Below are 13903 nucleotides of genomic sequence, written 5' to 3'. Positions count from 1 at the left end.
AGGAAAGGAAATAAAATGGCAGATATCATACAGAACATAATCGAAACAGGACGTCAGATGCGGGCGTCAGATGTGCATATCTCAGAGGGGCTTCCCATGATGTTCCGCATTGACGGGACGATACTGGAGGCGCCCATCCAAATGAGCGCCTCGGAGACGGCCCAGGCAATCCTGTCCATGCTGGACGGGGGGCAGGCGGAGAGGCTGAACGCAGGAGAGGACTTGGACTTTTCAGTGGAGCTGCCGGGCGGCGAACGTCAGAGAGTCAATGTGTTCCGTCAGCAGAATAAACTGGCGGCAACCATCCGACTCCTGAACAATCATATCCCCACCTTGCAGGAGTTAAAACTTCCGTCCGTACTGCAGAAGCTGGCGGAGGAACCCCGCGGGCTGATCCTGGTGACAGGTCCGACCGGAAGCGGTAAATCCACCACCCTGGCGGCCATGATCGACTATATCAACCAGAAGCGCGCCGAGCATATCATAACCATAGAAGACCCGATCGAGTACGTATACGAGCGGAAGCTGGCCCTGATCCATCAGCGGGAGACCGGCAGGGATGTGACTGACTTTGCGTCCGCGCTGCGCTCCGCCCTTCGTGAAGACCCGGATATCATCCTGGTGGGAGAGATGCGCGACTACGAGACTATTTCTGCGGCCCTGACGGCGGCAGAGACCGGACATCTGGTCCTTTCCACCCTGCATACCACAGGCGCGGCCCAGACCATCGACCGCATCATCGACGCCTGCCCCACAGGCAGCCAGAACCAGGTGCGGACCCAGCTTGCAGGAGTACTGAAGGCGGTGGTCACCCAGTGCCTGATCCCGAAGCAGACCGGCGGCCGGATCGCCGCCACGGAGATCCTCTTGGGAACCGATGCCGCCATGAACCTGGTGCGTGAGAACAAGTGCCACCAGCTGGGCAGCGTGATGCAGTCCGGCAGGGCGCTGGGGATGCACTCCTTAAACAGCGAGCTTGCAAGGCTGGCGGGCGAAGGGGTGATCAGCAGGGAGTACGCTTACCAGTATTCCAATGACAAGAGGGATCTGGAGCAGTTTTTGGCGTAGATGCACGGGCGGAATGAAGAGGAAAAGCAGCAGAGATCATCAGTAAATGCAGTGAAAGCGGCAGAAAGAAATAGATACAGGAAGTGCGCATATGAATGCCAGCCATAAAAGGAAGACAGAAAACAGCATATGGAAAAGATCCCAGGGCAACGGCGGCTTTACTTTGGTAGAGCTGATCGTGGTCCTGGTTGTGCTGGGGATCTTGATGTCTGTGGCGGTGATGAGCCTGGTCGGGTGGCAGAAGCATGCGGACTTCAAACAGAATAATGAGGCGGCAAAAAGTATATTTACGGCGGCGCAGATCCAGCTGACCCAATATGGGGAGCGGGGACAGCTCACTGCCCTGAAAAATGAGATCACCAATGATGGAAAAGAAAAGACGGGATACCTGCTCAGTGAGGAAGGGATCGATGACAGTTCCCTGTGGCAGCCAGACGCCAACAACAAGGTTACGCAGACGAGTCAGGTGTACTATCTGAAGGCAGAAAAAGGCGATTATCAGATATACCGCAATGCCCTGAAAGGGAAGACTACAAAAGAGCTGAAGGACGTTGTCGAGAGCGGCGCCCTGAAGCCGGGCCGCACGCTTGTGGAGTGCAGAAGGCTGAAGGCTCTGTTTGATATGCTGGATCCATACATAGCAGATAAAAGTATCCTGGATGCAGCTATCTGTATTGAATTTGATCCAAACCCAAAGGTAGCGCAGGTATACTCTGCGTTCTATAATCCCAGGCTGAAAGGCTTTACCTATCATTCATCGGAGCTGGATCCGATGTTTGCGTCCATCGACAAGGACGGCAGAACAGTGAAACAGAGGCGGGAGAAACAGGTTGGGTATTATGGTGTGGAAACACTTTCGGTAGGTACAGATAACGATCTTCGCCGACCGATCATCAACAATGTAAGATTGAATAATGAGGATACTTTAAACCTCTCCTGGTCAGTCAGCCTGAAAGGGGAGAAAGGTTCAGAAGCGCTGGAGGAAATGTTCTACAGCCTGGATATTTACCGGGCGGATGGAGAGGATGACAAGACCAGGCTGGGTAACATCACGCTGGGAACAGCAGATGCCGGTCTTAATGTCCAGGACGCCGGGAATGGTTTTTATTATGTAAATGCATTATACAAGGTATTGGAATCCATAGATCCAGATGGAACGGAGCACTGGAGAACGGTCGATGACGGGACTGGAGCAGGGAATACCGCTATGAGTTTTCCCGTCAAGGTGAACAAGACGGACGGGACGATCGTTTTGACTCTGGATGCTGTCGATATCAGTGCAGATGAGAGCGCAGACACGACAGACATGTTTTACAGCGCCTCGGTGGAACGCCTGATGTTGGATGCAGAGAATATCTACATTTATGTCAGTGGAATGCGGCCGGGAGTCTATGAGACCACCAAGCCCAAACGGAGCAATACAGAACACCAGTATTTTGGCCTGTTCCAAAAAGAAGAGACAGACACAGAGGTGAACCGCGTCTGTACGATCTTAAATACAAGACAGTTCAATAATATCCGTTATTATGAAAAGAAGTATCCGGTTTCCGGTGGAAAAAAGGTAAGCACCGAATACCGCCTGCTGGCAGACTTAGACTGGACGGCAACTGTCAACAGCGGAGTTGTCTATCAGGGTACGGCCTCTCCGGTGGTCCCCGAAAGCCTGGACAGTCTGCCGGAAGACGAGAGGGCTGCGGTCAATTTCAGACCGGTGCTGAGCCTTGGCAGGAATTCATGCCTGACGACTACAGAGAGCGGAGCGGCTCATACTCTGAAGAATTTTCAGCTTCATCTCACCAATGTGCCGACTGTGGTGGAGGGCAGCATCGTCCCGAAAAATACAGTAGGTCTATTTGTGCTGAATCAGGGTGTGATCGAAAACCTGGTGATGGAAGCGGTACAGGTACGCGGCGCTGAGCCGGGAAGCATCGTAGTAAGCTCCGGAAGCCATATCGATGCAGATGATGTCTATAAGATGGGCGCTGCCGGTGCATTTTGCGGTCTGAATCAGGGCAGCCTCTCCAATCTGGAGGTTCAGAGCGGAAGGGTCAGCGGAGACAGTCATGTGGGCGGAATTTTCGGCGCGGTCGATACAGGCAGCAAAAAAACAGCGGGAGTCGGGGAAGTCCTTCTCACCGGGCTTGTGAACCGCGCAGAAGTGACCGGCAATCTGTATGTGGGCGGCATTGCGGGCAGCCTGCGGGCGGAAAAACAGGGCATTACCTTAAAGGGATGCTCTAACTATGGAGCAGTTTCCGGTGTAGATAAAAGCACGGGCGTCCCAGATCCAGATTCTTATTATATTGGCGGTATTGCAGGATATGCTGAGCTGACAGATTCAGCAGTGGGGTCGGCTGCACTTAGATTTGACACCTGCACAAGCTCTCCTTCATTTGAAGCGGAGAGAGTCCAGGAAATCCTGGCTGATATAGAAGCAAGTATCAGAGAGGACCGGGAACCGACGGAATTAAGCGGCATCTATGTGGGCGGTATCGTGGGCCTAAACAGGGGAGCTGCCATTGAGAACTGCGATACCCTGCGTGAGACAGCTGGTGACAAAGGATATGTGATCGGCAAAAAGTATGTAGGAGGTATTGTCGGTTTTAATGAGGGGACCACAGGTATTACCGGTGGAGACCGGGGACGCAACCAGACTCAGGTCATCGGTATGGATTTTGTGGGCGGCATTGTCGGATGCAATGCGGTCGGAGCGTGGGAGGATGATAAACGGGAAGCCAGGATCCTTTCCAGGGCAGAGGCCAACGCGGCGGCCGGGAAACCTGCGGAGGATGCGGAGGATATTTATATCAGCAACTGGGTCAATGAAGGCGCGATCATTGCGTGCGGGGATTATGCAGGTGGGATTACCGGATATAATCTGGGGCAGATCCGGGGATGCAACAGCGATGTGGATTACTCCGACGAGATCAAAAACTCAGCGCAGGTGACAACGGATTCTCAGTACGCAGGCGGTATTGCAGGTTATAATGCAGGCCTGATCGACGGGAGGCTGAATGCTGCCGACAGCAGTATCCTTTCTGCGGTCAGCGTCATATCAGGCAAGAATTTTGTGGGCGGGATCGCTGGCTATAATGATGTAGGCGGCAGGATCAACCACTATGAGCTGCGCGGCGGTTATATCAAAGGGGAGAAATTTGTCGGCGGCTTTATCGGGCTCAATGCAGACGCCAGTGTATTTGACACCCGGGTTTATTCTAACCCAAATGAAGTGAGGGGCGATTATTTCACAGGCGGGATCATCGGCGCGAACCTGATCCCTACGGATCAGGATATAACAGCCAGGTTTAAGGCAGATAACTTCCTTGGAAGCCTCCGGGCAGACAGAGGAGCATTTGCAGGCGGATTTATCGGTTATAATTATCTGCTGAAGGCGGACACGGAAGCGTCAGCGATCGATCAGGCTGTCAACCTCTTATGTACGGCAGGAACGCTGCCTGAGATCACAGAAGATATGAGCCTTACAGGTATCAGCGACATGCTTCAGAATCTGGAGCTGCCGCTGGAACAGCTTCTGGCCGGACATGAGAATACAGTCAACAAGCTGACCATTACCGGAGATGTGATCGATGAGAGCATCCTGGATACCCAGGCGAGGCTGGGAAATATCTCAGCATTGGTTTATGTGGGCGGCGTGGTGGGCTATAACCAGAGTTCCACCATTCTTGAGATCAGCAATGTTGAAAATATCACGCTGGTGGAAGCCACTGCCTATATTGAGCGCGAGGAGTCCGGTACTGTCACAGACCAGGATGGAACCACTCATAATGTGACGATTGGAGTGGATCTGGAGGGCAATACAAAACTTTACTCCTATGCGGGAGGGATCATCGGCAGGGTGGCTCAGAATGTCACTCTGGAAAACTGCAAGAACCGTGATGTGGGCGAAGTGCGCTCTCAGGGTACGTATACAGGCGGCCTGGCGGAACTAAACGAAGGCAGGATCCTGAACTGCAGGGCGGGAAGCCTGGGAGATGGGACCCGTGACTATATCGGAGGACTGGTTGGCGTCAATCTGGGAATCATAGAAAACTGCAGTGTGTCCGGCATGATCATGGGGAATTCCCGTATCGGCGGTCTTGTTTCTGAAAACTACGGTCAGATCATCAATCCGTCCGTGGGTGCAGCAGAGGGCTGTTACATCGAAGTCACCGGACAGGACGCGGGCGGTGTAGCCGGTTATGGGTTTGCAGGCAGCAGTGTGACCTGGGACAAAGGCGTGAGCATTGATATCAATATCAACGGAAGCGGACGGCGTGTGGGTGGTGTGATGGGAACCAACGAGGGGACTGTGACGGTAGCCATGGCCGGGAGCAGCACGGACCAGGTGATTGAAAATATGGAAGGCAACAGTGTCATCGGCCATAGTTATGTGGGTGGTTTCATTGGTGTACAAAAAGGAAAAGCCAGCCTGCAGAATATGCATAACTATGCGGAGGTCCAGGCAGAGCAGGGATTCGCAGGCGGGATCGCCGCGTGGGTTTCCCAGGCCGCTTCCGGCGGCGCGGGTGAAAGCACAGACGGCTCGGTGATACAAAATTGCAGGAATTTTGGCGCCATAAGCGCCCTGACAGAAGGCGACGATGATGATATCGAGTTGTTTCCGGGAGAGACCGAAGAAAATGAAGACAGCGGGATCATCGAGGCAGAGGATGATGATCTGCTTAGCTCCGCGGCAGGCGGCATTACAGCCGTCAATTTTGGAACGATCACAAAGTGCGTGGATTATGGGATCGTGGACGGCGGGAATGGCTACAGCGGCGGAATCGCAGCATTAAACTATGGAAAGATCTCTTATTCCAGAGTTGGCGGAAGCGCTGGAAACAGCACGGCCAGCGGAGACAGGATGGAGCTGAGCGGCAACCAGTATGTGGGCGGTATTACAGCCAAGAACAAACCGGATGCGGTGATTGAAAATTGTGCGGTCCTGGCTTTGGAGCTGCAGAATAAAACCTTTACCGCAGAAGGGTATATGGGCGGCGTGACCGGAGAGAATCTGGGCATGATCGAGAACTGTACGGTAGGTGTGGATTGGGAGCCGGAGCAGACAAAAAACGAGAACAGCAAGTTTGAATACGGTGACTGGCATGAGGCGGCTACCAAAGGGGTTATGGAAGCGGTACATACTGCCAGAACTCAAAATAAGGCAAATTCAGATGATGCTTACACACTTGAGAATGACGATAACGCAGTGATCCTGAAGTCCAATTCCGCAGACGTTTCCATGGGAGGAGTAGCCGGTATCAACCGTTTCCCGGAAGAAGCAGGCAAAAATGAAGATAATGGAACGATCCTGGGTATCGATGAGGATAACAGGGGAGACCGGGCGTTTACTGTGGTACTGGCGGAGCTTGGATTTGCGGAGCGGTCTGAGAGTTATTATGGGAACATGGGCGGCGTTGCCGGTGTCAATCAGGGTACGATTGAATCCTATGAGTTTAATGGATTTATCCATGGAACGGCTAATGATCCGGGGAATGCTCCGGAGTATAATCCCAATTATGACTATGAGCAGACGGACAGTGCGATCTATGGCTATGGCGGTATCGCAGGGGTGAATGGCGATGACAGAAGGCGGAGCGATGCCAAAATCAACCGCTGTCTGATCAATATGGCGCGTGTCAACGGGATCGGGAGTGCGACCAACCGGACCAACGTGGGTGGAGCTGCGGGCGTCAATGGCACGGATTCCGAGATCAGCCATGTCCTGTTTGGGAACAAAGACAGCCTGGAAGGACTCTATACAGGCGGATCGGAATATTTTACATCTACCCTGGGCGGAGTGAAACACGAGGGAAATGTCTGGATAGGGACAGATCATGAAAAAGGCGTTGGTCATGTAGGCGGAGTGGCCGGCTACAATCAGGGCGCTGTTTCCTATGTAAATGACTGGGAGGATTATAAGGATAACCGGGACCGGTATTATACGAAGGATGGTTATGCAGATGTGGATAATGGTCCGGATGCAGAAGATTTTGAAAAAGCAGAGACGGATTTTTCAGCAGTCATCATCTACAGTACCGGACATACAGGCGGTGTGGCAGGCTATAACAGAAGGACCGGATCGATCCGCAATGCGGTCACCGGGAGACGATGGGTTGTGGGCGCCACGAAGCAGGAGCAGGACAATGGTACCGGCGGAATCATAGGCTATAATATCTCAGAAAAGAATCTGGAATACTGTGACAATCATGCCAGGGTATTTAAAATGGTAGGAAACTCCGTTGGCGGTATCATAGGAAGAAACGAAAATGCGACCACCAGCTCCTGGAGGTTCTATGATTGCAGGAACTACGGGACCGTGAAAGCGCTGGCACGTGGCGGCGGAATCCTCGGACAGTTAAAATACAAGGGCGGTACCTTTGAAAAATGTGAAAACTACGGGACAGTCATTGCAGACAATGATGCCTGCGGCGGTATCATTGCCATGACATATGGCCTGAATCTGGCGGAGGTTATAAACTTTATTGACTGTAAGAACTTTGGGGATATTGGCGTGGCAACAAGAAATACGCCAACCGGCGGTATTGTAGGTCAGGCAGACGGCGCCTACAATTCAGGGCGTACGGCCAATTTTTATAACTGTGTGAACACGGGACTCATCGGAGGGAATGGAACAAATGGCAGCGCTGGTATATTTGGCCTTCCGAGAAGCATGAAAGCTAATTTTTATTACTGCAGGAACTACGGTTATAATATGAACGGCAAAAACAACAATTTTGGCGGGATCTATTATTCTGGAAATTCCATTAAGATGACAGAATGCTTTGGCGTGACAGACAGGGCGGCAGCAGGATATCCGATCTCTCAGAATGCATCCTCATCTGTGGCGGGAGGGTATTACTTTGCAGGCAATGCGGGCAGCAGCAGTACGGCGCAGCAGAATACAGACAAACAGTTTGGTATCCCGCTCTATGTGGAGAAAAAGGGAAATATCTATACGGCGTCCAGTATTATATCAGGGGCTAAGATCGATACGCTGGGAACTGATAATTCCCTGGAGAACCTGCTTTTGAAGACGCATGTGGATAAAAGGCAGAATGATTCCAGATGGTCGTATCAGCTGTATCTGAATGCAGACAAATATATGGTCCTGTCAAAAGACGAGAAAGTGCCGGAACGCCCGGAGATCAGCAAGAAGGAACCTATGGGAGGACATTACCGGATCTCCTGGAAGGGCGACGTCCAGGCCCAGTATTATTATGTAGAGTATGTCTACTATGCGAATAATGAGGATGGAACGATCCGCGAGCTGGGTCAGACAAACAATTATACGGCTTATACCAACTCCATTGATATCCTTACAGATTACAGTTATGGCGGGGTGGCGGCAGACGGAGTAAAGCTCCGGGTACGTGCGGTTGTAAGGACAACAGAAGGAAAAGAAAGCATTTCTGACTGGTCTGAGCACTCAGAACTTAGTTTTGGCATAGCGCTCCCGATCCCACGGGTGCACTGGGAACTGTCAAGGCTGGATCAGGATAAATGCTACCGCATTATCCTGGACAATAAAAGTGAATATGAAGAACTGAAAGAGGAATATCCTGAACTGGACCTGAGCAGGATTGTGATCAATACATGGCTGATGAAAGGTTCAAGTAAGGTTGACGGAACTCAGAAAACATTTACCGTAGAGCAGGGAGCGTTGTTGAATGCCAGCGGCGGTTATGAATTTTTGGCAGGCTATGATAATTCAAACCGCTATCTGGTTGCCTATGCATCCACTACGGTTGATGGATTTGACCGTTCTGCTGAGGGCATCAGAGAGGGAGAGCTTCCCTCCAAAAATCAGTATGTTAATGGAAACGGCACATCCGTGCTGATGGCAAATGCCAGACTGGAATCTTCCGGAGAAACAGGATTTTTCGGCGATACCATGACGAGCCTTTATTATCAGACCACATTGACGGCTATTGATCCATGGGGACTTAATTACCGGACGGAGCTTGTGGCGACGAAGAACGCTCTGGGAATTCCTGTGGCTTATTCTGTATCGCCGTTTACCAGAACATCACCGGCAGGGACGCTGACCAGCAAGATCGTCCTGATTGGCCTTCCAAATGATTTTCTTGACAAGGAACCGGAGGCTGCGGGCGGCGGTTATATCTACGACAACGTTAAAATCCGGATGTATCCGACTAAAATGAGCAATGATATTTTCTTCCAGGGCTGGCAGGTCAGATTGCCGGACGGCAGAGAGACAATGTCTCTGGAAGAACTGTCAGATCTTCAGGTAACAACAGGCGGACAACTGGGAAAGAAGGCTTCGGACCCGATGCTGGTCAGTGAGAATGGCGGCAAGAAGACCTTACAGCCGGGATATGTGATCGAATATGCTGGAGACGATGAGTATACGCTGTATTACAACACTTTGCTGCGTGAGATGGTGAAAGCCAGCAATGATGGGGAAAACAATAATAATAACTGGAAATACACCAATAATGGACAGAAGAATACCTACCGGTACCGCCAGGTATTCTATCATCCGGTGGATCTGGATACGGAGCTGAACGGAAAAGGGATACAGCCGGAGCCGATCGCTTACGTCAATGCGCGGACAATAAAAAACAGCGAGGGGGAGACTGTCTGGGAGGATGGTGACTACCAGACGACAGATCATTTTACCCTCACCTGGGACCAGGCTTATGTGGATGGTGACACGCCTGCCTACGGAACCGCAGAAAATCAGTATAAGATTGGAGCGGAGTACATGTTGTCCGTAGATGGGATCAGCCGGAAGACCTCGGAAGCAGGGACCGTCACGGAACAGATCACGCCTATTGTGACCAATGCCGGTTTTAAGACGGAGAACAGGGCGGAGTACAATACGTGGACAGCAAATTCAGCAAACTGGTCCTATGATTCAGTACGCGTGACCTTGACCCGTCTGGGAGAGACCGGTACCGGCGGAATCACAAATAAGTTCCCGGCTACCTATACAAAGGAATATCCTTTGCGGAAACGCCTGGCAACGATCGGCAAGCCTTCGATCTCCAACAGGACTGTGGATGGCGAGATCCAGAAGGATGGCCTGGAGTATGTGATCAATTGGACCGGGATTGACAGGATGAACCTGACTGCGCAGGAAAAGGCAGACCAGAAAGAGGCGTTCCGGCACTATGAAGTTGTGGTTGCCGGTAAGACTTCGGGGACTGTTTATACAGGTTATACACCGGAATATGATATGGCAGCCAGTTCAATGTATCTGGATTTTTCAAAACCGGTCGCATCTGCTGATGGGGACAAATACTTTTACCAGGGTGAGAAGATCAGTATCACAGTTACCGCCATTGCCAGAGCGGATAAGAATACCTATCGGGACGGTATCACCAGCGCAGCGCTGGAGACCGATATTCCGATCCGCCTGGAGGCGCCGGATATGGGCAGTGACAGCGACTCTTCGCCCAATATGACTGCTGACATAAAAACGCTGGTAAGTGTCGGGGAATTTGAAAAGGGCTGTATCACCCTGCACATGGAGCGGCGTACCGGAGTGAAGTATCAGATCGCGCTTCAGGTATTTGAGACACGGTCGGATGCGGAGAATAATAAAAATCCTGTAGGCGAGATCCAGGGCCTGCCGAAGAAGAGCGATGAAAACCGCACATATATGAGTGAGCAGACGGACGACTGCATCTATAAGGTGACGGGCATTCCTGCGGAATATGCAGGTAAATGGCTTCGGGTGATCTTAAGAGGCGTTTCCGACAACAGTATCAGTTCTCTGTGGACAGAAGATGATGTGGATATGGAATATTTTGACGGGACGTCAATCAAGAACCACACAAAGGTAGAGCCATACCGTCTGTTCCAGCTTCCGGCAGTTCAGGTAGAACCGGTGAAACTGGAAGAATCCGTAGGAACAGAGAATCACGAGTATCATTTATTGATGAATGGACAGCCTGACAGCCGGTATTCTGTGACAGCAGTACAGAATGTGGTGACCTTTACTACGGTGGACTATGCGGACGACTACCAGATCAATCTGATCCAGACACCTCAGACTGCAGAGCGGACGGCTTCCCCATCGAATGCGGAAATGGTGGCATCTGATGTGATTCAGATGAAGCTGGTGCTGGATGATGACGGAAACGGCTACACGGTGGAATACCAGTCATCCGAACTTTCAGACGCGGTTGCGGCTGATGGAGATGACGGGACGGCAGAGGTACAAAGTATCCATCTGACAATCGGAGGAGACCCGGCAGCGCTTCCATACAAAAAAATCATACCTGTCGTAGAGACCGACGACGGCAGATATACATTGCAGGTAGAGGCGTATATAAAGGCAGCGCGGGATGAGAAGACGGGTAAGAATGTGATTTCACTTGTCTTGCCGGATTCAGAATCCATTGACGAAACGTCAGGGGGTGAGATCGAACTTCCGGAAGGTGTGAGTCTGGAATATACAGAGCAGATCCTGATCCAGTCACTGGCAGAAAATGAACCCGGCTCCAGCGGTGTGAGTGATCAGATTTATTATGATTCCGACTGGGCAGCAGCGGGCAGGACGGATAACAAGCTTACGGTAATATCAGAAGCGATACCAATGCCTGAGATGGCGGCAGACGGTTCTGATGAGCCAGGACTGGGCGCCGGAATTGACGGTGAATTGGTGAAAGAATCAAATTACACAGGATTTGCTTATGAGCTGGAGGATGATTTTAGCGGCACAACAAGATATCTTGTGCGCGTAACGGATGAGGACGACAATCTTTTAGGGATCTACAGCGTTCCGTATAACAGTAAGACCAGTAAGAGCGAGTATGTGGAGAATGTCTGGCTCCCCATTGAACTGGCAGCGGATACCGAGCGGACGGTAAAACTGAACTTTGCCAGCATAATCAGCTTAAAGAAAGGGAGCAGCGGCAGGTATGAGGGCGGTCTTTGCAGGTTCTCGGAGGAAACTTATGAGCTTGTTCTCCCGCCGGTAACACCGGTAACGGTGGTTTCACTTGCACAGTATACGTCCGAGCCGATCGTTTGTGAAACAACAGTAAACGGCAGGAGCCGGAGTGTGCTGACCCGTAAGGTAACAGCCCGACAGAGGCAGGTTGAGTGGTTCTACCGGTACAAGGATACGAAGACGGCCGGATATGAACTGACTGTTCGTGGTGGAAATATGGCAGAGGATTATTCGCTGGAGTTAGATCTGACCAGAGATGAATTTGGCAGGTTTGAAGGATTAAAAGAGTATATGACGGCTGAAGGGAGGCTCCTGTACTCCGTGGCATACGACCTGGAGGGGGATATGATTCCGTTTACATCGGACGTCCCGACAGCTTCTCCATCCGATGCGGCACCGGAGAGAGCTACGGACAGCAATGCGACTCCGTCCGATGCAGCGCAAAACAGGATTCCGTCCCTGGCAACATCCTCTGTGATGGATCAGCCGGGAATCCTGATCCTGAACTGCACACTGCGCGTGGAAGAAAAGAAGGATGGACTCAAATTCATCCTGACCCTGCCGGATGCAGCCATAGGACAGTTGAAAGGGAATGCGGCGGAGCAGTATCAGAATTCGGAGTATTATTACGACGGCGGTCTCTATAACACGGAACAGATTTCCGTGTATCCGACTGTGGTCAGCCCTTATTATGAACTGCCGGAGCAGGAATGGTTTGCGATCCTGCATTCTTACCGGGATGAAGAAGAGGCTGGAACAGAAGCGGATTCAGAGGATGGGGAACTGCGCAACAATTTGACCCAGTGACAGAAGCAATGCGAAATAATGTAAAAAACAATAAAAACGTAGAAGGAGGTGCGGTTATGAAGAAAAGGCAGGAAGGCTCTGCAATGATACTGGTCATGTGTGTGATGATCTTTGTTATGGCATTAAGCCTGGCATTGCTTCTGACCGCATCCGTCTTGGCTATGAATGCAAACCGTTCCAATCAGAAGGAGCAGTGCCGGATTGCAGCAGTTTCTGTGTCCGAAGCGCTTCGGGATGAGATCTTAACATATGGGAATTATGCCACGGAGCCAAAGAAAGGTGGTCCGACAGATACTCTGGCAGGAAAGCTGCACACGGTGTTTTCTGAAGATTGGGTTCAGTATCACAGTGACGCCAATACAATTGAGCAAATTCGGATTGATGCAAAGGGCGTTTACAATTATGAATTGGTAAATGAATATATGCCTTCCACAAAAACCATGGTTCAGATGTACTGGACTCAGGCGGAAGAACAGGATCGTGTAGTGACTGATGATGTTGTTGTTCGCAGTGAGAAATTCAATGAAGTAACCTTGTATGTTAAGGTGACCTGCATGGTTGGGGAGGAGGCAAGTACAATTATAAGTACCTATAGGCCGCAAAACATCAAGCTTGATCTAGTCAATGAAGACTATTCCTGGGAATGGGCTTTTGACGAAAATGTGTGGGAAGGCGGGGAAGTATGATGAAGGAAAACAAAAGTACGACCAGCGGAACCACTATGGTGGAAGTAATGGTTGCATTTGTGATCCTGGTGCTGTTCATGGGAATATTTTCCCAGGCTATGGGACTGGCAGGGAGGATGATGAACCGGTCTACAGACACGATGGTGAAATATCATCAGCTGGCAGGCGACTATTTTCTGGAAAAGGCTGATTCGGTCAGCGAAGACGCAACCGTGCTTAAGTTTAAGCGGGTGACCAAGGACGGGGCGGATACCGGAGATGGCTTTGAGGTACAGGCGAAGGTTAGAACCCATACGAAAAGTGTGGCTGGAGGAAGTTCAGAGATCCGATTGTATGAGGTAGAGAATGCAGTAAAGCCGTGAAAGCAGTCCAGAAACGAGAAATATGAAATCATGACGAAGGGAGGCGGATGGCATGT

At 51.1% G+C, this 13903-nt stretch carries 4 protein-coding genes; all 4 read left to right on the top strand.

Translation table 11 applies throughout. From position 1 onward, the window contains the following. Positions 1-15: 15 nt before the first annotated feature. Positions 16-1068, top strand: a complete 1053-nt coding sequence (locus AB1I67_RS19265) for a type IV pilus twitching motility protein PilT (RefSeq protein WP_367031745.1) — start codon at positions 16-18, stop codon at positions 1066-1068. Between the two features lie 91 nt (positions 1069-1159). Next, positions 1160-12799 carry a prepilin-type N-terminal cleavage/methylation domain-containing protein gene (locus AB1I67_RS19260; RefSeq protein ID WP_367031744.1) on the top strand — a complete coding sequence of 3880 codons (11640 nt, stop codon included), beginning with the start codon at positions 1160-1162 and terminating at the stop codon, positions 12797-12799. 56 nt (positions 12800-12855) lie between these two features. Then, entirely contained in the window at positions 12856-13485 is a 630-nt protein-coding gene (locus AB1I67_RS19255) for a hypothetical protein (RefSeq protein WP_367031743.1), read from the top strand. Further along, the gene (locus AB1I67_RS19250) at positions 13482-13847 is read left to right on the top strand and encodes a hypothetical protein (protein WP_367031742.1); all 366 of its coding nucleotides are present in this window, start codon (positions 13482-13484) and stop codon (positions 13845-13847) included. Before AB1I67_RS19255 ends, AB1I67_RS19250 begins: the two co-directional genes overlap by 4 nt. Positions 13848-13903 lie beyond the last annotated feature (56 nt).

Source organism: Clostridium sp. AN503 (genome assembly GCF_040719375.1).
Classification (GTDB): Bacteria; Bacillota; Clostridia; order Lachnospirales; family Lachnospiraceae; genus Brotaphodocola.
The sequence above is the reverse complement of the archived record's forward strand: the minus strand, read 5'-3'. Positions and strand labels throughout refer to the sequence as shown.

Excerpts from the sequence above, each read along its gene's own strand:
- AB1I67_RS19265 (WP_367031745.1), top strand. The coding sequence starts at position 16 with ATGGCAGATATCATACAGAACATAATCGAAACAGGACGTCAGATGCGG.
- AB1I67_RS19260 (WP_367031744.1), top strand. The coding sequence starts at position 1,160 with ATGAATGCCAGCCATAAAAGGAAGACAGAAAACAGCATATGGAAAAGA.
- AB1I67_RS19255 (WP_367031743.1), top strand. The coding sequence starts at position 12,856 with ATGAAGAAAAGGCAGGAAGGCTCTGCAATGATACTGGTCATGTGTGTG.
- AB1I67_RS19250 (WP_367031742.1), top strand. The coding sequence starts at position 13,482 with ATGATGAAGGAAAACAAAAGTACGACCAGCGGAACCACTATGGTGGAA.